The 18,378-nt window shown below is 71.1% G+C and carries 16 protein-coding genes; 10 read left to right on the top strand and 6 right to left on the bottom strand.

Annotated elements, in window-relative coordinates:
• Positions 1–43 precede the first annotated feature (43 nt).
• The 4 genes from VGH85_04335 to VGH85_04350 all read left to right on the top strand — a co-directional run bounded on the left by VGH85_04335 (position 44) and on the right by VGH85_04350 (position 4,102).
• Complete coding sequence (locus VGH85_04335; GenBank protein HEY2173020.1) at positions 44–997, top strand: beta-ketoacyl-ACP synthase III; 954 nt, start codon at positions 44–46, stop codon at positions 995–997.
• A gap of 37 nt (positions 998–1,034) precedes the next feature.
• Positions 1,035–1,295: an acyl carrier protein gene (locus tag VGH85_04340; GenBank protein HEY2173021.1), complete on the top strand. Its 261-nt coding sequence runs from the start codon at positions 1,035–1,037 to the stop codon at positions 1,293–1,295.
• 85 nt (positions 1,296–1,380) lie between these two features.
• On the top strand, positions 1,381–2,622 hold the full coding sequence (fabF, locus tag VGH85_04345) for a beta-ketoacyl-ACP synthase II (protein HEY2173022.1): 1,242 nt from the start codon (positions 1,381–1,383) through the stop codon (positions 2,620–2,622).
• A gap of 55 nt (positions 2,623–2,677) precedes the next feature.
• Complete coding sequence (locus tag VGH85_04350) at positions 2,678–4,102, top strand: carboxyl transferase domain-containing protein (GenBank protein ID HEY2173023.1); 1,425 nt, start codon at positions 2,678–2,680, stop codon at positions 4,100–4,102.
• A gap of 17 nt (positions 4,103–4,119) precedes the next feature.
• Here the strand turns inward: VGH85_04350 and VGH85_04355 are convergent, their stop codons facing one another.
• Entirely contained in the window at positions 4,120–4,611 is a 492-nt protein-coding gene (locus VGH85_04355; protein ID HEY2173024.1) for a DUF3145 domain-containing protein, read from the bottom strand.
• A gap of 252 nt (positions 4,612–4,863) precedes the next feature.
• Between VGH85_04355 and VGH85_04360 the strand changes: the two genes are divergently transcribed.
• A complete protein-coding gene (locus VGH85_04360) occupies positions 4,864–5,055 on the top strand; it encodes a DUF1059 domain-containing protein (GenBank protein HEY2173025.1) in 192 nt (63 codons plus the stop codon).
• 10 nt (positions 5,056–5,065) lie between these two features.
• Here VGH85_04360 and VGH85_04365 read toward each other — a convergent pair whose 3' ends face one another.
• Both VGH85_04365 and VGH85_04370 read right to left on the bottom strand, forming a co-directional pair.
• Positions 5,066–6,331 carry an extracellular solute-binding protein gene (locus tag VGH85_04365; protein HEY2173026.1) on the bottom strand — a complete coding sequence of 422 codons (1,266 nt, stop codon included), beginning with the start codon at positions 6,329–6,331 and terminating at the stop codon, positions 5,066–5,068.
• Positions 6,332–6,359: 28 nt separating this feature from the next.
• Complete coding sequence (locus VGH85_04370) at positions 6,360–7,556, bottom strand: permease (GenBank protein ID HEY2173027.1); 1,197 nt, start codon at positions 7,554–7,556, stop codon at positions 6,360–6,362.
• 119 nt (positions 7,557–7,675) lie between these two features.
• On the opposite strand from VGH85_04370, the gene VGH85_04375 reads away from it, so the two are divergent.
• The 3 genes from VGH85_04375 (at position 7,676) to VGH85_04385 (ending at position 10,386) form a co-directional block, all read left to right on the top strand.
• Positions 7,676–8,383, top strand: a complete 708-nt coding sequence (locus tag VGH85_04375) for a response regulator transcription factor (protein ID HEY2173028.1) — start codon at positions 7,676–7,678, stop codon at positions 8,381–8,383.
• The gene (locus VGH85_04380; protein HEY2173029.1) at positions 8,380–9,399 is read left to right on the top strand and encodes a HAMP domain-containing sensor histidine kinase; all 1,020 of its coding nucleotides are present in this window, start codon (positions 8,380–8,382) and stop codon (positions 9,397–9,399) included. The genes VGH85_04375 and VGH85_04380 overlap by 4 nt, the downstream gene beginning before the upstream one ends.
• A gap of 126 nt (positions 9,400–9,525) precedes the next feature.
• A complete protein-coding gene (locus tag VGH85_04385) occupies positions 9,526–10,386 on the top strand; it encodes a hypothetical protein (GenBank protein ID HEY2173030.1) in 861 nt (286 codons plus the stop codon).
• 87 nt (positions 10,387–10,473) lie between these two features.
• Here VGH85_04385 and VGH85_04390 read toward each other — a convergent pair whose 3' ends face one another.
• The 3 genes from VGH85_04390 to VGH85_04400 form a co-directional block, all read right to left on the bottom strand.
• Complete coding sequence (locus VGH85_04390; protein ID HEY2173031.1) at positions 10,474–11,610, bottom strand: hypothetical protein; 1,137 nt, start codon at positions 11,608–11,610, stop codon at positions 10,474–10,476.
• A gap of 418 nt (positions 11,611–12,028) precedes the next feature.
• Positions 12,029–13,732 carry a DEAD/DEAH box helicase family protein gene (locus tag VGH85_04395; protein ID HEY2173032.1) on the bottom strand — a complete coding sequence of 568 codons (1,704 nt, stop codon included), beginning with the start codon at positions 13,730–13,732 and terminating at the stop codon, positions 12,029–12,031.
• Positions 13,733–13,873: 141 nt separating this feature from the next.
• A complete protein-coding gene (locus tag VGH85_04400; protein ID HEY2173033.1) occupies positions 13,874–14,455 on the bottom strand; it encodes a DUF1269 domain-containing protein in 582 nt (193 codons plus the stop codon).
• 130 nt (positions 14,456–14,585) lie between these two features.
• Here VGH85_04400 and VGH85_04405 point away from each other — a divergent pair, with 130 nt between their 5' ends.
• Both VGH85_04405 and VGH85_04410 read left to right on the top strand, forming a co-directional pair.
• Complete coding sequence (locus VGH85_04405) at positions 14,586–16,904, top strand: LuxR C-terminal-related transcriptional regulator (protein ID HEY2173034.1); 2,319 nt, start codon at positions 14,586–14,588, stop codon at positions 16,902–16,904.
• A gap of 6 nt (positions 16,905–16,910) precedes the next feature.
• On the top strand, positions 16,911–18,359 hold the full coding sequence (locus VGH85_04410) for a chloride channel protein (protein HEY2173035.1): 1,449 nt from the start codon (positions 16,911–16,913) through the stop codon (positions 18,357–18,359).
• Positions 18,360–18,378 lie beyond the last annotated feature (19 nt).

Below are 18,378 nucleotides of genomic sequence, written 5' to 3' on the forward strand. Positions count from 1 at the left end.
ATCCCACCCTCGACGTCTCGACCACAGGAAAGGACGGCGCCCGGTGAATTCAGGCGACGGAGCACCGGGAGCGCGGATCCTCGCCATCGGCGACTACCGGCCCACCCAGGTGGTGACCAACGACGACCTCGCGAAGCGGCTCGACACCAACGACGCGTGGATTCGCAGCCGGGTCGGCGTCGGCTCCCGGCACATCGCCGCCGACGGCGAGACCGTCGTCGACATGGGGACGGCCGCCGCGGGCAAGGCGCTGGCCGCCAGCGGGATCGCGCCGGAGAAGATCGACCTGGTGGTCACCGCGACCTGCACCATGCCGACCGCGCTGCCCTCGGCCGCGCCGAGCATCGCCGCCCGGCTGGGGATCCCGACCCCGGGCGCCTACGACCTCAACGGTGCGTGCGCCGGCTTCTGCTACGGCCTGTCCATGGCCAGCGACGCGATCCGGGCCGGGTCCGCACGACACGTGCTGCTCATCGGTGCGGAGAAGCTGTCGGCCTGGCTGGACTGGACCGACCGCTCGACCTGCATCATCTTCGGCGACGGTGCCGGAGCCGCGGTGATCGGCCCGGCCGACGAACCCGGCATCGGCCCGGTGGTCTGGGGCAGCGACGGCGAGCAGGCCGAGGCGATCAGCACCAACGAGGAGCGCTACATCCAGATGGACGGCCGCGCGGTCTTCCGCTGGGCCACCACCAAGATGGGCGCTGTCGCCCTCGAGGCCTGCGCCCGGGCCGGCATCTCCCCCGCCGACCTGGCGGTCGTCGTCCCGCACCAGGCCAACCTGCGCATCGTGGAAGCCATCGTCAAGCAACTCGGCACCCCCGACGCCATCGTGGCCCGGGACATCGTCGACACCGGCAACACCTCGTCGGCCTCCGTACCGCTGGCCCTGGCTCGCATGCGCGAACGCGGCGAGATCCGCACCGGCGACCACGCCCTGCTCATCGCCTTCGGCGCAGGGCTCACCTACGCCGGGCAGGTCATCACCTGCCCGTGACACACCGGGCCGGGCACACCGCCCGTCCCGTCCACCGATGAAAGGACAGCACATCGTGACGACCGAGGAGATCCGCTCCGGCCTCGCCGACATCCTGGAAGAGGTCGCCGGGGTCCAGCCGGCCGACGTGGCCCCCGAGAAGTCCTTCGTCGACGACCTCGACGTGGACTCGCTCTCGATGGTCGAGGTCGCTCTCGCCGCCGAGGAGAAGTTCGGCGTCAAGATCCCCGACGACGAGCTGTCCAACCTCAAGACGGTCGGTGACGCGATCGCCTACATCGAGAAGAACCAGTCCTGACCACACCCGCGACCACGGGCCGGGCGATGACCGACACGACGGCGCAGCGAGAAGTCATCCGCGCTACGGAGGCCGAACCGAAGTCATGACCGCAGAGCACGACATCTACGTGACCGGAATGGGTGCGACGACGCCTCTCGGGGGGGACGTGTCGTCGACCTGGTCGGCCATGCTCGAAGGCCGCTCCGGGGTGACCGCGCTCGAGGACGACTGGGCAAAACAGCTGACGGCGCGCCTGGTGGCCCGGGTCGCGGTGGAACCCACCGAGACCCTGTCCCGGGTGGAGGCCCGCCGGCTCGACCGGTGCCAGCAACTGGCGCTGGTCGCCGCCCGGGAGGCCTGGGCCGACAGCGGTCTGGCCGGCTCAGCCGGCGACTCCAACGTCGACCCGGAGCGCCTGGCCGTCGTACTCGGCACCGGGATCGGCGGCGCGCTGACGCTGCTCGGCCAGGACGACGTGCTCGAGGCCAGCGGTCCGCGGCGGGTGTCGCCGTTGACCGTGCCGATGCTCATGCCCAACTCGCCGGCCGCGGCGGTCGGACTCGATGTCGGCGCCCGGGCCGGGGTACACGCCCCGGTCAGCGCCTGCGCCTCCGGTGCGGAGGCCCTGGCCTGGGCGGTCGACGTGATCCGCGCCGGGCGGGCCGACGTCGTGGTCAGCGGCGGCACCGAGGCCTGCATCCATCCGCTGCCGATGGCCGGCTTCGGGCAGATGCGCGCGCTGTCCACCCGCAACGACGACCCGGAGGCCGCGTCCCGGCCCTTCGACAAGGGGCGCGACGGCTTCGTCCTCGGCGAAGGGGCCGGCGTCCTGGTCCTCGAACGCGCCGACCACGCGCGGGCCCGGGGTGCCCAGGTCTACGGCGTACTCGCCGGCGGCGGCATCACCTCCGACGCGTACCACATCACCGCACCCGATCCGGTCGGGTCCGGTGCGGCGCGGGCCATCGGGCTGGCGCTCGAACGCGGCGGCCTGACCCGCGCCGACATCGGGCACGTCAACGCCCACGCGACGTCGACGGCCGTGGGCGACCTCGCCGAGGCCCAGGCGATCCGGGCGGCGCTCGGCAACGACCCGGTGGTCACCTCGACCAAGTCCATGACGGGTCACCTGCTCGGTGCCGCCGGCGCGGTCGAGGCGATCGCCACCGTGCTCGCCATCCGCGACGGGATCATCCCGGTGACCCGCAACCTCGACGATCCCGACGACGAGATCGACCTGGATCTGGTCCGGATGACCGCCCGCAAGGTCTCACTCGACGCGGCAGTCAGCGACTCGTTCGGATTCGGCGGGCACAACGTCGCGCTCGCGTTCTGCCGGGCGTAGCCGCCATGTCATGTCGACGAGCCGATCGATCGCCCACCCTGAGGGGGAGCAACCAGTGACCACACTCGCGTCCGCCCCGGCCGCCGCCGGGCCCGCCCCGGACCTGCGCGATCCCGAGGTGCGGCTCGCCGCGCTCCTCGACGACGACTCGGTCGACCTGCTGTCCGAACACGACAGCTGCGGAGTGCTCACCGCCCGTGGAACGGTCGACGGCGGCCCGGTGATCGCCTACGCGACCGACGGCACCGTCATGGGCGGCGCGATGGGCTCGGAGGGCTGCCGGCGGGTCGTCGACGCAATCGACACGGCCGTCCGCGAGCGGGTGCCGGTCATCGGGCTGTGGCACTGCGGCGGCGCGCGGCTGGCCGAGGGCGTGGAGGCGCTCGACGCCGTCGGCCAGGTGTTCGCCGCGATGGTGCGGGCCTCCGGCCGGGTACCCCAGATCTCGGTCGTGCTCGGCCCGGCGGCCGGTGGCGCGGCCTACGGCCCGGCCCTCACCGACATCGTCATCATGGGTCCGGCCGGACGGGTCTTCGTGACCGGTCCTGAGGTCGTCCGCAGTGTCACCGGCGAGATGGTCGACATGGAGCGGCTCGGCGGACCCGACACCCACGGCCGACGCAGCGGCGTGGTCCACGTGGTCACCACCTCCGACGAGGAGGCGATGGAGCGGGCCCGGGCGCTGACCCAACTGCTCTCCGTACCGGGCCGGCTGACGCCCTCGGTCATCACCGAGGACGTCGATGTCTCGGCGCTGCTCCCGGACGCTCCCCAGCGGGCCTACGACGTCCACCCGGTGGTCGCCGCCATCCTCGACCCGGACGCAAGCCTGGTGGAGTTGCACCCGCGCTGGGCACCCAACGTCGTGACGGCGCTGGGTCGGCTGGCCGGGCGGACGGTCGGCGTCATCGCCAACAACCCGCTGCGCCTCGGCGGATGCCTCGACTCGGCGTCGGCGGAGAAGGCCGCGCGGTTCGTGCGGATGTGCGACGCGTTCGGCGTACCCCTGGTGGTTCTCGTCGACGTTCCCGGCTACCTGCCCGGGGTGGGACAGGAGTGGGACGGCGTCGTACGGCGCGGCGCCAAACTGCTGCACGCCTTCTCCGAGGCCGTGGTGCCCCGCGTCACGCTGATCACGCGCAAGGCCTACGGCGGCGCCTACATCGCGATGAACTCACGTGCGCTCGGCGCGGACGCCGTACTCGCGTGGCCGACCGCCGAGGTCGCCGTGATGGGCGCATCCGCCGCCGTCAACATCCTGCACCGCAAGAAGCTCGCCGCCGTACCGAACGACGAACGGCAGGCGCTGCATGCGCGGTTGACCGCCGAGCACGAGAAGATCGCCGGTGGCGTCAACCGCGCACTGGAGATCGGGGTCGTGGACGAGATCATCCAGCCCGACACCACCCGACGCCGACTGGCCGAGGCGCTGGCCGCCGCGCCCGCGGGTCGCGGCGCGCACGGCAACATCCCGCTGTAGGCGATCTGCCGACAGTCTCAGCCGACCTGGTGCAGCCACCGGACCGGTGCGCCGTCGCCGGCCTGCCGGTAGGGCTCGAGCTCGGCGTCCCACGACGCCCCGAGCATGGTGTCGATCGCATGCGCGAAGTCGTCGGCGGTCACGCAACCGGCCCGGGCGGCGCGCAGTTGCTGCTCGCCGATCACCAGGTCGCCGTTGGCACTCGTCGCCGCCCGGTGGGTTCCCCGGCCGGGGACGTGCACGATGCGCTCGCCGTCGCAGCCCGGGCTCGCGTCCTCGGTGACCTCGAACCGCAACATGGGCCAGTCCCGCAGCGCCGCGGCGAGGCGGCCACCGGTGCCGGCCCGACCGCTCCATCCGCACTCTGCGCGCAGTGCGCCGGGCGCGGCGGGCTGCCCGGTCCACGACAGCGTGACCCGCATGTCGAGGACAGCCGAAATAGCCCACTCCACATGCGGGCAAACAGCGGGCGCGCACGAGTGGACATAGACGACGCCACGTGTGGCCACGGTGACCTCCGGTTGGACGAGGGACGCCTTCCCCGACGACCTCGACCATGGGACACACGGTGACGCTGTGACGTTGCCGTGATCATTGTGCCTGGTGAGACCCCTGATGCGCCAGCCATGCGCAGATCCACCCGGTCGGCTCCCCGATTCGGCGAAACGACGGCGCTGCCCGCCACGGTGCGTGACGATGGGCACTGCCGGTCGACCCGGCCGGCCTAGCCGCGTCCCCATTGAGGTCCGGGGAGGACAACCATGCGTAAGGTCGCCGACTGCCGTGACATGCCGAGCGAGTCCGGCTGCACTCTCACCATCAGCGGAGCAGAGGACGAGGTCGTCCGCGCCGCCGCCGAACATGCGGTCTCCGTGCACGGCCACACCGACTCACCCGAGTTCCGGAACGAGATCCGGGGCTCGCTGAAGGACGAGGCGCCCGCCGGCGTCTGAGGGCTCTCGGCTATCCGAACAACCGGGCGAGCTCGCTCGTGACGGTGGCTTTGACCTTGTCCAGCTCCGGCGCCGGCCTGGCGCCGCCGCGGATCACGTTGGTCAGCGCGTCGGCGTAGGCCGCGCTCATCTTCGGTGTCCAGTCCGGCGGCGTCACAGGCATCGCATAGTGCCGGGACAGCTGCAGCGCCTCGGCCGTGGGGCCGCTCGCCAGCGCGGTCGCCTTCTCCGCCACGCTCGTGCGCGCCGGCAGGTGCAGGCCGTAGTCGAGAGCGAACTCCGCCTGGTAGTCGGTGCGGTCGACCCAGAGCCACCGGACGAACGACTTGGCCGCGTCCAGGTTCGGGCTCTTGGCGTCGACCATCGCCGCGAAGGTGGTGATCGGGACGGACGGCCGGCCCTGCCCGTCGAGCGGCGGAAAGGCGGCCACGGCCACGTCCCCGCCCCACACCCGGGTGATCGCCGGCAGCGCCGACAGACCGGTCCACTGCATGGCGACGAGCCCGTGGACGAACGCCGACGGGTCGGACCAGTCGGTGGACGAATCCAACAGCAAACTGTTGCTCGTGTAGAGCTGGCGCAGTTTCTCCAGCGCCGCCACGGCCCGCGGGCTGTCGAACCCCATCCGGTGCTCCGGCGTCGTGTAGGTCAGCCCGGCCGACCACAGCACCGGACCGCCCAGGGCACCCACCCCGCCGTCGTTGCCGACGAACAGACCCTTCACCTTCTTCGTCGTCAGCGCCTTCGCCGCGCCGATCAGCTCCTCGACGGTCGCCGGCGGCGGGAGTCCGGCCCGCTGCAGCAGACTCTTGCGGTAGTAGAGCAACTGCATGTCCTCGACCATCGGGATCCCGTAAACCTTGCCGTTTACGGTGTTGGCCGCGAGGTCGGCCGGGGCGAAGTCCGGACGGGCCGCGCCGAGCAGGTCGTCGAGCGGCACCAGCTGCCCGGACCGGACGAGGTCGTCGCTCACCTGACCTTCGAAGATGTCGGGCGGCGCGGGGCCCAGCAGGGCGGCCGCCAGCGTGGCGGTGTAGTTGCCGGGCTTCCACCCCACCGTGACCCGGGCCTTGCCGAACGCCGCGGCGTAGCGCTTCGCGGCCCGCTCGGCGCCGGGTTGGCCGTAGTCGTGGTACCACTGCGTGAGTTGCGGCTCACCCGAGCCGACCGGACCCGGTTGCGATCGGCAGCCCGCGGCGAGTGCGCCGAGGACGACCAGCCCGCTCGACCGGCGGAGGAACGACCGCCGGTCGGACACCGCGGACGTGATCTCCATGCGACCGCACGATAACGGCGCGGCGGCGCTAAGTGTGCGACCCCGGATCGTGCGCGTCGTGCGCGTGCCCGCTGGAATCCGAACTCTCCGGACCCCCACCCATCATCCGCAGCATCGGGACGCCGCCGGTGCGCCAGAACCGCCAGACCAGTCCCGCCGCGAGGATCAGGAACACGATGTTGAGCCAGGTCGTGTAGTTCCAGCTGATCCCGGAGTCGACGACCTTCGCCGTACGGGTCGAGGGGATCAGGCCGAGCGGGGTGAAGACCAGCTCGACGACGTAGCCCGCGGCGGCCATCGTCACGTAGAACAGCGCCAGGATCCGCAGCATCATCGCCGTGCCGTAGTACTTCCGATAGATCAGCAGGATCGGGATGATGATGAGGTCGGCAAAGATGAACGCCACGACACCGCCGAAACTGATCCCGCCGTTCCACAGCACCGCAGCGAGCGGCACGTTGCCGATCGAACACACGAACGAGATCACCGCGACGAGCGGTCCGATCAACGGTCCCCAGATCTTGGCGACCGTCGGGTCGCTGCTGAGGAAGACGTCGCGTAGCCACGATTCAGGGACCCAGGCGGCGAACGCGCCCGCGATCAGCAGTCCGACGACGATGTCGCGGTAGACCGCCGCCCACTCCATCACGAAGATGTGCGAGGTGCTCGTGATGCCGGCCGGCGTACGCAGCCGACGCCAGATCGGGCCGGTCGCGTCGACGGACATGTCCATCGCAGCATGGCCTTCCATCGACCCGGCCACGCCCTTGTCGGCCTGCCTGCGGGCCGCCTCCACGATGCGGCGGTGGACGAACAACCGGAACAGCACGGCCAACAGCACGATCATGACCGGGCCGCCGACGAACTCGGCCAGGGTGAACTGCCATCCCATGAGGAGTGCGAGGATGATTCCGAGCTCGACGACGAGGTTGGTGCTCGCGATCATGAAGGCCATCGCGGCGGTGAAGTTGGCGCCCTTGCGGAACAACGATCGGGCCAGCGCGACGGCGGCGTAAGAACACGACGACGACGCGATGCCCAGTCCGGTCGCGGTTGCCAGCGACCTGGGGCGGTCGTCGGGCAGCAGCCGTACGATCTCGTTCTTGTGCACGACCGCCTGCACCACGGCCGAGAGCGCGAACCCGAGGATCAGCGCCCAGAGGATCTCCCACGTCATCGACCCCGCGATGCCGAGGGCGTGCCCGATGGCGTTCAGGAACCGCATGGTCGGGAGACTACTACATACCCCTAGGCGGTATATGGGCCACCGTGCCCGCGATCACCACTGCCGATGTCGCCGGTGTCAATGAGGCGCCGGATCGATCGCGCGCCTAGGCTCTTCCCGTGACGACCGAGCGGTCGTCGGCTCGGGTGCTGGTGGTCGACGACGATCCGACAGTGAGCGACGTCGTACGCCGATATCTCGAGCGCGACCATCTGACCGTCGACGTGGTCGGCGACGGAGCGGTCGCGCTCGCCCGCGCCCTGGCCGATCCGCCCGACCTGGTGGTGCTCGATCTGATGCTGCCCGGCCTGTCCGGGCTCGAGGTGTGCCGGGCGTTGCGGGCCGCGCACCCGGTGCCGATCGTCATGCTCACGGCTCTGGGGGACGAGGCCGACCGGGTGCTCGGTCTGGAGGTGGGCGCCGATGACTACCTGACCAAGCCGTTCTCGCCACGGGAGCTGAGCCTGCGGGTGAAGTCGGTGTTGCGTCGTACATCCGTGCCGCCGCGGCCGACCGAGGTGGTGCTGCGCGACGGGGGCCTGGTCGTTGATGTCGCTGCTCACCACGCCTCGCTCGACGGAGTCGAACTCACCGTCACCGCCCGTGAGTTCGATCTGCTCGCGTTTCTGCTTGCCCACCCCGGGAGGGCATTCAGTCGGACCGAGCTGTTCGAACGGGTGTGGGGCTGGACCTTCGGCGATCACGCGACGGTGACCGTGCACGTCCGCCGGCTGCGGGAGAAGATCGAGCCGGATGCGTCGGCGCCGACCCGGATCGTGACGGTGTGGGGTGTCGGCTACCGCTACGACGCCGAGGTGTCGGCATGATCCCGGACAGCTTCTCGGTCGCGGCGATCGCCGTGGGCTGCGCCCTTCCCGTTGTTCTCATCGGTGTCGTCGCGCTGTGGCTGCTGCGGCGCAGGTCGGTGACGGCCAACGTGTTCGTGGTGGTGCTGGTCGCTGTGCTGTCGGTGGTCAGCGGGGTCGTCGGGACCGCGTCGGCGATGTTCCTGTCCGGTCATGACCTCGGTGTCGTGCTGATGGTGGTTGCGGTCGCGGGTCTGGTCGGCCTGAGCTCGGCGCTGATCCTAGGTCGCCGCCTGGCCCGGGCGAGCGTGTGGGAGCGGGAGGCCCGGATGCGGGAGCGGGCACTGGAGGCGAGCCGACGTGAGCTGGTCGCGTGGGTGTCGCACGATCTGCGGACGCCGCTCGCGGGGCTCCGCGCGATGGCGGAGGCGCTTGAAGACGGCGTGGTGGACGAACCCGCGCAGGTCGCCGATTATCACCGCCGGATCCGGTGCGAGACCGACCGGTTGGCCGGGATGGTCGACGACCTTTTCGAGCTGTCGCGGATTCAGGCCGGTGCGCTCGCGCTGCACTGGGATGTGGTGTCGCTGGCCGATCTGGTGTCCGACGCGGTCGCCTCGACGCTGCCCGCGGCGCAGGCCAAGCGGGTCGTCATCCGCGCCGAGGGCTCGGCCTGGCCGGTGGTCCGCGGCAGCGACGCGGAACTGTCCCGGGTGATGCGCAATCTGCTGGCGAACGCGATCCGGCATACGCCGACCGACGGCACGGTGGTGGTCGCGGCCGGTGCGGACACCGACGGCGCCTGGCTGATGGTGCAGGACGCCTGTGGCGGTATCCCGTCCGGGGACCTGCCGCGGATCTTCGACGTCGCGTTCCGGGGCGAGTCGGCGCGGTCGCCGCAGACCGCCCTCGACGGCGGAGCGGGTCTGGGGCTGGCGATCGCCCGAGGCCTCATCGAGGCCCACCAAGGTGAGATCGCGGTCGAGAACGTCGACCACGGATGCCGATTCATGATCCGCCTACCGCAGCACAGCTGAGGCGCCGGCTACGCCATCGATCGGCGCAGAACCCCCGGCCCGTACGCCGCCCACACAGCGGCGTACACTCTAGGTAGCCAGGTCGCTACTTTAAGCGACAGGCTGGTGAGGTCCGAGGCGGTGGGTATGAGAAGGTATCGCCGGATCGTCACTGCCGTCGCAATCGGGGGAAGTGCCGCGATTGTGCTGGGCGCCGTCCCCTGGGTGTCCGCCGCCGAGGGGGCGACCGGTTCGGTCGTGCACCGGACGCTGCTCACCGGCGCCGATACGGCCGATGGCCGATTCGGCGCAGCCAACGCGCGGATCGGTCCGCTGCATGCGGTGCGGCGCTTTTACTCCGGTGCGCTGCCCTCGCGTTATTCGAAGCTTCATGTGCCGCGCGGCGTCGTGGCGTTCGTCTCTTACAAGACACCGAGCCGCAGAACCGTTGCGTTCGCCAGGTCATGCCCGCCGGGCACCCGGATCATCTTTCACCATGAGCCGGAGAACGACTACGGCGGAAACGGAGCGGCGTTCGTCGCCCAGTACGAGCGGCAGTACCACGTACTGAAGGCAGCCAACCGGCGGCTCCGCGTCGGCATGGCGGCGATGTCCTACCAGTACGCCGGCGGTCGTCACGGCCAGTCCGGGCGATTCCTGCCACCGGCCAGTCGCGTCGACTTCTACGCGGTCGACAACTACGAGGCGAAGCCGTCCGGCAAGGGCCTCGCCGCCGATACCGCATTCCAACACTGGTACCGCCTGGTCCGACATCGCGGCAAGCCGCTGGTCTTTGCCGAATACGGCGTGGGGGTCAGCCCTGTGCACGCCAAGACGGACAGGTGGTCCCACCGGCGGGCAGCGACGTTCCGGGCCGATCGGCGGTGGCTGGTCGCCCACCCGGCCTTCACGACAGTCCTGTACTGGTACAACACCGGCGCCCGCGGCGACTGGCGATTCCGGGACGGCAGTTCGATCGCCGCGTGGAGAGCGCTCCGGAACCTGTGACCGTGGTCGACGTCCAGCGCGCTGCGTTTCCTTGGCCGGAACACCCGAGGACCCGGTCACGCTTGCGCATGACCGGGTCCAAGGGGTTCAGGAGGCGGCGATCCCTTCGCCTCCGACGGCGTCCGGAACGGTGACCGAGCCCAGCGGGGTCAAAGACCCGCGGTCGCCGACGCGGTACTCGTCCACGATTCCGTTTGCGCCCGTCTGCACGTAGACGTAGCGGCCGCCGGCGGTCGCGGCGGAGTCGACGGTGCCAGGATCGGTGGCCGTCGTACCGAGCGCCTGGAGCGCACCGGCGCCGCGGTCCTGGTAGCCCGAGACGGTGCCGCTCCCGGCGTTGGAGGCGTAGAAGTTCGCGCCGACGCGCAGGATCCAGCAGGTCGCGGCCTGCCCGGTCGCCGCCTGGGTAATGGCGCTGAGGGTGCCGTCGCGGTGCAGGCGGAAGGTGGCCACCGCGTTGGGACCGGCTTCAGTGACGACCAGGTGACCCGCGGCGTCGAAGGTCAACGCGAACGGGACCGCGGCAGGCTCGACGTTGACGACCGGTGTGGTTGACGGGCCGCGGAGTCCGTGCAGCGCGAAGACGTCGATCGCGTTGCCGTTCGCCTTGGTGGTGACAATGAGCTTGGAGCCGTCGGGCGTGAACGTGACCTGGCCGGGCGTGCTGGTGAACTCCGGCGTCATCGTCGGGTCGAGCCCGAGGCTGCGGTGCCAGGCAGGGATGCGCAGCAGGGTGTCTCCGACGCGCAGGTAGCCCTGGATCGAGCCTCCGTTGCGGGCGTTGAGGACATAGACGAGGTGGCCGTGTTCGGCGATGCTGACGGGAAACGACCCGCCCGACGAGGTCACCTGGTGCCGGGAGAGACGGTCGCCGCGGACGGTGAAGGACGTGATCGTGTTGCTTCCGGCGTTGACGGCGTACAGCAGGCCGCGGGCGCGGTCGTAGGTCAGCGAGCCCTGCGACGCCAGGTGGTCGACGACCGACCCGGCGAGCACGCCGCCGAGACCGCCGGTCGCGTAGGTCCCGCGCCGGTGCAGGCTGCCGTCGGGTGACCGGCGATAGGCGACGACGGCGTTGCCGCTCGGGTTATCAGTCTGGACGAACACGGCCGCCCGATGCGGGGACGGGTGATGTGCCGGCGACGCGGACGCCGGTACGGCGAAGATTGCGGTGGCGGCGAGGGCGAGTCCGCCGACGCCGGCGAGACGAACGCTGCTCTTCATGATTCTCCTCAGATGAACGCCAGTCGGATGGGAGATCGTGGTGTTCCTCAGGCGGATACTCACCCTGCTGCCGGCCGAAATCGAGGTCGTTTCGCACTTCGTAAGACTTGGCGCGGACCCGTACGCGACCGATGCGACCCCCGGCGGCCCCGGCGACATCGTGCCCGCTACTCGCATCTCGGGGCCATTCCTGCGAGTACGGCGCACGATGTCGGCCGCCGTACGCGACCCCGGGCGACATCGGACGCGCTACTCGCAAAAAGCGCCGCAAAATGCGAGTACAGCGTCCGATGTCGACCTCCGGGGCCGAGCCCCGGCGACATCGTGCGCGCTACTCGCATCTCGAGGCCATTCCTGCGAGTACGGCGCACGATGTCGGCCGCCGTGCGCGAACCGCCGCCCGTAGGTGGCCCCGGCGTCAGAGTTCCGCGAGGAGGTGATCGCGGCGGCGGGCGAGCACCTCTACCGTCGCCGATGCCGACGGCGGGCCGGGTACGGCGACGCGCAGCCGCATGTGCACAGCGGCGTGCGGCGACCCGGTGCGGGCGGCGACCTGGGCGACGAGGCTGTTGACCTCCCGCCGCAGTGCGGCGGCGGTTTCCCATGAGGTGTCGGGCGTGTCGTCGGACTCCCCGCCGGCCGGGCCGGGAACGGTGCGCGCCCGCAACTCGCGGTCGCGGCGGGCGAGCAGCGCGGCGGTCTGCTCCGGGGAGAGCAGCCCGGGCAGGCCGAGAAAGTCCTCGTCGTCGTCGGTGAGCGGTTCGGCGCTGCCGACCACCGCCTGCCCGGCGTGCAGCACGTGCGCGAACTCCGCCTCGGCGTGCAACGCCTCCCAGTCACCGCGCGCGCCCCGCTCGGCCTCGCTCTCCGGCACCGGATCGAGCAGGTCGTCGCTGTCCGGCTTGGGCCCGGGCGTGACGTGGTTGCGCTCGGATTCCATGTCCGCGGCCAGGGTGAGCAGCGGACGTACGGCGGGCAGGAAGACGGTCGCGGACTCCCCCGCGCGACGCGCCCGCACCACCCGGCCGACGGCCTGCGCGAAGAACAACGGAGTGCGGTACGACGTCAGCCACGCCAGGCAGGCAGCCCGGGGCAGGTCGACGCCCTCACTGATCATCCGCACGCAGACCGCGATCCGCTGCGCGGACTCGGTGAACGCCGCGATCTTCGCGCTGGCCTTCGGATCGTCGCTGAGGATCAGCGTGGGTCGTTCGCCGGTCACCTGCTCGACGATCCGCGCGTACGCGCGCGCGTCCTCATGGTCGCTCGCCAGGACCAGCCCCGCGGCGTCCTCCATGCCCGCCTCGCGCAGGTGGGTGATGCGGTCGTCCATCGCCGCGACGACGTGCGGCACCCACTGCCCGCGCGGGTCGAGCGCGGTCCGCCACGCCGCCGCCTCGGTGCTCTTGGTCAGCGGTTCGGTGAGGGACGCGGCCACCACCTCGCCGGCGGAGTTCCGCCACCGGGAGACGCCGGTGTAGGCCGCGAAGACGACCGGGCGTACGACCCCGTCAGCCAGCGCGTCGCGGTAGCCGTAGCTGAAGTCGGCGACGCTCGCCAACGCGCCCTCTCCGTCGTCGGTGTACCGCACGAACGGGATCCGCTCGTCGGCCCGGGTCCGGAAGGGTGTCCCGGTGAGCGCCAGGCGCTGGCGGGCCGGGTCGAACGCCTCCAGTACGGCGTCCCCCCACGACAGTCCGTCGCCGGCGTGGTGGATCTCGTCGAGGATCACCAGGCTGGGCCGGGCCTCGACCCGACGCCGGTGCAGCATCGGTTTGGCCGCGACCTGGGCGTAGGTCGCCACGTAACCGGTCGAGTCGGCGCGCACCGGCCCGGTCGCGTTGGACAGATGGGGATCGAGCGCGATGCCCGCGGCGGCCGAAGCCTGCGCCCACTGCAGGCGCAGATGATCGGTCGGGCAGACGACGACGACCCGCGCCACCCGTCGACTCGCCAGGAGCCGCGCCGCGGCAGTCAGCGCGAAGGTCGTCTTGCCCGAGCCGGGCGTCGCGGTCACCAGGAAGTCCTCGTGCGCGCCGTCGCCGTACGCCTCGAGTGCAGCGCGCTGCCACGCGCGCAGCGGCCGGCCGGGTTCAGGTCGCAGTATCGTGCCGACACTCAACGGTGCTGCCGTCTCCGTTCGGGTCGTGGTTGCACCGCTGCCGCGCGGCGGGACACCGGCGCGGTCCGGGTGATCGGCGTTCCGACATTAGTGGGTGGGCACGGGTGGGCCGCACCACACCCAACAGCGTGTCGAAACCGATCAGGCGTTGGCGTCGGCGCTGGCGCCGTGCAGGGCCGTCTGCAGCTCTGCTTCGTCCTTCTTGGACAGCGACGATTTCAGCACGGTGCCGCCGTACTTGCTCATCGCCTCGATGGCCTTGTCGGGCGTGGCGTGCTCGACGACGAGGAAGAGCGCCGACGTACCCGGCTGCAGCATGTCCCGGACCTGGTCCTGGAACTCCTTGTCGATCCCGACCTTCTCCACCTTGCCCATCAGCGCGCCCAATCCGGCGCCGATGGCCATCCCGAAGACCGGGACGAAGAAGAGCAACCCGAACAGCACTCCCCAGAACATCCCCCACGTCGCGCCCCCGGCGACCGGGTGGTGGTTGGTCTCGACGTGGAACTTGCCTTCCCGGTCGCGTCGGATGACCGCGATCGCGTCCGGTTCGATGATCAGCTCCTTGGTGAGCCGCTGCGCCTCGTCGGCGGCCCTGGCGGCGGTCGTTTCGTCCGGATAGCCGATGGCGATCAGAGTGGACATACGGGCCTGCCTCGTCGGGATGGTCGGGGGCGTGTGGTGGCGATCACGCTCCACCCGGGCGGCGGTCGGAGTCGTCATCCGGAGCGGATGAACGGCCGGTTTCGCCCGGACGAAGACCCATCGAACCTCGGGGAAACCGCTGCACGGAGCGATCGGGGGTGCGAGCCTCGTTATGGCGCGGGTCCGACCGTGCCGAGGGGGCTTGGCGATGACCGACCTGTCCGCCCGCCCGCCGACCGGAGAGGCTGCCCCGGGCGTGGCGCTGCGCCCGGGTGGAACGTCCCGTCCGGCGGCGGTGGGGTTCGTTCCGGTCGCGGCCAAGCTACGCAGGCCACGGAGTCGGGACGGGCTGGTGCTGCGCCGCACGTCGGCCCACCTGTTGACGGCATCGGCCGAGCAGTCGGTGATCCTCGTGGCCGCCCCGTCCGGCTACGGCAAGACCACTCTGCTGACGCAGTGGGCGGACCGCGAGTCGCGGCCGGTCGCCTGGGTCAGCTTGGAGGACTCCGACAACGACCCCGGCGTCTTTCTCGCCTACCTCCTGCTTGCGCTCGAGACGGTGCAGCCGCTGGATCCCGCCGTCGCCGCCGCACTGCGGACCGGGGGTACGGCGGTCTTCTCGACCGCACTCCCGCGCCTCGGTCGCGCGCTGATGCAGCTGCCGCCGTTCGTGCTCATGCTCGACGACGCCCACCGGCTCACCGATCCGGTCTGCCTGGACGTCCTGACGCTGCTGTTCCGGCACCTGCCGGCGGGGTCACAGGTGGTGCTCGCGGCCCGCGGCCGGCCCGGGCTGCCATGGGGGCGGTTGCGCGCGCAGGGCCGGGTGCGCCAGGTCGGGACGATGGAGTTGACCCTGTCTCTGGACGAGGGCCGGGCCCTGCTCGCCGCCCAGGGACTCAACCTGCACAGCGATGACGCCGTCGCATTGATGCGCCGTACGGAGGGCTGGCCGGCCGGACTGCACCTGGCCGCTCTCACGATCCGGGCCGGCGGCGGCGGCGAGGACTCGGTCGCCCGGTTCCTCGGCGACGAGACCCTGCTCGCCGACTACCTGCGCGACGACCTGCTGGCTCGCACGACCCCGGACCAGCAGGCCTTCCTGACCCGCACATCCATCCTGGCGACCGTCTCGCCGGAGCTCTGCGACGCCGTACTGCAGACGCACGGGTCGGGGTCGACGCTGCGCGAGCTCGCCGAGTCGGACATGTTCCTCGCGCCGATGGATCAGCACCAGAAGCGGTTCCGCTACCACGGGCTCTTCGCTCGGATGCTCCGCAGCGAACTGCGCCAGCGCGAGCCCGAGGCCGAGGTCGGCCTGCACGCCCGGGCCAGCGAGTGGTTGGCCGAGCACGGGGACATGGACGAGGCGATCACGCACGCGCATGCGGCCGGCGATCTGAACAGGGCAGCGGAACTGGTGTGGTCGCAGGTGCCGTGGCGACTCGGTCACGGGGAATGGGCCACGCTGGAGACCTGGGTGGCCGGCTTCGCCGCCGACGAGGTTCTCGCCCAGCCCCTGCTGGCGCTGGCCGCGGCCTGGTGCGCCGTACCGGCCGGACGGGACATCGAGCCGTGGCTGGCGGCCGCCGAACGCGCGGACGAACACGCGGACGCGGCGCAGGACACCGGCCCGCTGACCTCGGCGGTCGCGTTGCTGCGCGCGACGCTGGCCGCCGACGGCATCGACCGGATGCGCCAGGACGCCGAGCTCGCCGAGCAACTGCAGGCTCCGGAGGATCCCTGGCGCAGCCTCGCGCTGTTCTACCAGGGCGTCGCGGCACAGCTGTCCGGGGAACCCGCGGCCGGCCAGGCCCTGTTCGAGCAGGCGGAGCAGCTGGCGACCGCCCTCGACGTCGGACCACCGCACGCGCTGAGCCTCGCCCAGCTCTCGCTGGAGGCACTGGACCGGGGCGCGTGGACCGGTGCCGAGGAGCTGGCCGCCCGGGGCGTGGAGGTCGTCGAGCGTTACGGACTGCAGGACATGGCCTCGATGGGCCCGGTGGCCTGCGTCTCCGCCCTGATGCTGGCCCACCGCGGCGAGCTCGACCAGGCCCGCGCGCAGGTACGCCGCGCCCGACGCCAGATCGCGGTCATCACCCAGGTGGCGCCGTGGCTGGCTGTGGAGGCCCGCGTCGTACTCGCCCGGACCTACCTGTTGCTGGGCGACCCGGCCGCCGCGCGGGTGCTGCTCTCCGAAGGACAGAACCTCGTCTCGCAGGTGCCCGACGGTCCGGTCCTGCAGGAGTGGCTGGACGACGGCTGGCGCATGGTGCAGCGGATGCCGGTGACCACGGCGCTGGGCCCGTCCGCGCTGACCGCCGCCGAGCTGCGCGTGGTGCAGTACCTGCCGACGCACCTGTCCTTCGAGGAGATCGGCCGGCGGCTCTTCCTGTCCCGCAACACCGTCAAGACGCAGGCGATCTCGGCCTACCGCAAGCTCGGGGTGAGTTCACGCGCCGACGCGGTCGAGCAGGCGCAGGCCTTCGGCGTACTCCGGTACGGCGATCCGGCAACGGCGGGGTGATGCACGGTGAGCGACTCTGCAGGCTCGCTGCCCCAGGTACAGAACCCGCTCACCCTGCTGCGGTCCCGCAGCTACCTGGCACTGCTGCTGATCGCCGCGGTCCTCGGCGTACCGATCTCGGTGGTCGCCTACTACTTCCTGCAGCTGACCACCCACATGCAGACGTGGCTGTTCACCGATCTCCCGAAGGGGGTCGGATTCCACGGCGTACCGACCTGGTGGCCGGCGCCGGTGCTCGCGGTGGGCGGATTGCTGGTCGCGCTGACGATCCGCTACCTGCCGGGTAAGGGCGGCGCGTCGCCCGCGGACGGCTTCAAGGTGCACGGTGCGCCGACCGCGATCCAGCTGCCGAGCGTCATCCTCGCGTCGGTGCTCACCCTCGGCTTCGGGGCGGTCCTCGGCCCGGAGGCACCGCTGATCGCCATCGGCGCCGGACTTGCCGCCTGGTCGATCCGGCTGATCAAGCGCGGGGCAAACGCGCAGGCCGTGGCCGTGGTCGGCGCCGCGGGGAGCTTCGCCGCGATCAGCACGCTGCTGGGTTCGCCACTGCTCGGCGCGTTCCTGCTGATGGAAGCATCCGGGCTCGGTGGCGCGACCGCGTCGCTCGTACTGGTGCCGGGACTGTTGTCGGCCGGGATCGGTTCGTTGGTGTTCATCGGGCTGGACTCATTGACCGGACTCGGCAAGACGTCCCTCTCGATCCCCAACCTGCCGCCCTTCACCCGGCCCGACGTCGCCGAATTCGGCTGGGCGTTCGCCATCGGACTGGCCGCGGCCATCGTCGGTCTCGGGATCCATCGTCTCGGTCTGTGGATGCGGACGCCGGTGGAGCGGCGCCTGCTGATCGCCGCACCGATCGTCGGGTTGATCGTCGCGGGCCTCGCGATCGCCTACTTCGAAGGGAGCGGCCATCCCTCCTCCGAAGTGCTCTTCTCCGGCCAGGCGGACCTGGGTCCGCTGATACTGCACAGCAGCGCCTATACGGCCGGCGCGCTGGCGCTACTCGTCGCCTGCAAGAGCATCGCCTACGGCGCATCGTTGAGTACGTTCCGCGGCGGCCCGATCTTCCCGGCGATGTTCATCGGTGGAGCGGGCGGGATCCTGATGTCGCATCTGCCAGGGCTGCCGCTCGTCCCGGCAGTGGCGATGGGGATCGGCGCGATGTGCGTGTCGATGCTGCGGCTGCCGTTCACGTCGGTGTTACTGGCCACGCTGTTGCTCTACTCCGACGGCGTGGCAGCCATGCCGCTGGTGATCCTTGCGGTGGTGGTCGCCCACGTGGCGTCCGCCCATCTCAACCCGGTCCCGGATACGCCGGCTCCGGCTCCCGAGCCGGCGCCGCCGGCCCCCGCGGGGCACCCGAATGGCTCATCCGGTCGGGATGATGCCCCGCTCGTCCCGGGCCGCGCAGGCTCGGGCGACACCACCAATCCGGAGGTAGCTCATGATGGCTGACGCAGGCGGATCCCCGTCC

The organism is Mycobacteriales bacterium, assembly GCA_036497565.1.
In the GTDB taxonomy this organism is placed as follows: Bacteria; Actinomycetota; Actinomycetes; order Mycobacteriales; family QHCD01; genus DASXJE01.

What these genes read in the sequence shown, in the direction of transcription:
- VGH85_04340 (HEY2173021.1), top strand. Translation starts at nt 1,035, where the DNA reads ATGAAAGGACAGCACATCGTGACGACCGAGGAGATCCGCTCCGGCCTC.
- fabF (HEY2173022.1), top strand. Translation starts at nt 1,381, where the DNA reads ATGACCGCAGAGCACGACATCTACGTGACCGGAATGGGTGCGACGACG.
- VGH85_04360 (HEY2173025.1), top strand. Translation starts at nt 4,864, where the DNA reads ATGCGTAAGGTCGCCGACTGCCGTGACATGCCGAGCGAGTCCGGCTGC.
- VGH85_04365 (HEY2173026.1), bottom strand. Translation starts at nt 6,331, where the DNA reads ATGGAGATCACGTCCGCGGTGTCCGACCGGCGGTCGTTCCTCCGCCGG.
- VGH85_04370 (HEY2173027.1), bottom strand. Translation starts at nt 7,556, where the DNA reads ATGCGGTTCCTGAACGCCATCGGGCACGCCCTCGGCATCGCGGGGTCG.
- VGH85_04380 (HEY2173029.1), top strand. Translation starts at nt 8,380, where the DNA reads ATGATCCCGGACAGCTTCTCGGTCGCGGCGATCGCCGTGGGCTGCGCC.
- VGH85_04385 (HEY2173030.1), top strand. Translation starts at nt 9,526, where the DNA reads ATGAGAAGGTATCGCCGGATCGTCACTGCCGTCGCAATCGGGGGAAGT.
- VGH85_04390 (HEY2173031.1), bottom strand. Translation starts at nt 11,610, where the DNA reads ATGAAGAGCAGCGTTCGTCTCGCCGGCGTCGGCGGACTCGCCCTCGCC.
- VGH85_04400 (HEY2173033.1), bottom strand. Translation starts at nt 14,455, where the DNA reads ATGACGACTCCGACCGCCGCCCGGGTGGAGCGTGATCGCCACCACACG.
- VGH85_04405 (HEY2173034.1), top strand. Translation starts at nt 14,586, where the DNA reads ATGACCGACCTGTCCGCCCGCCCGCCGACCGGAGAGGCTGCCCCGGGC.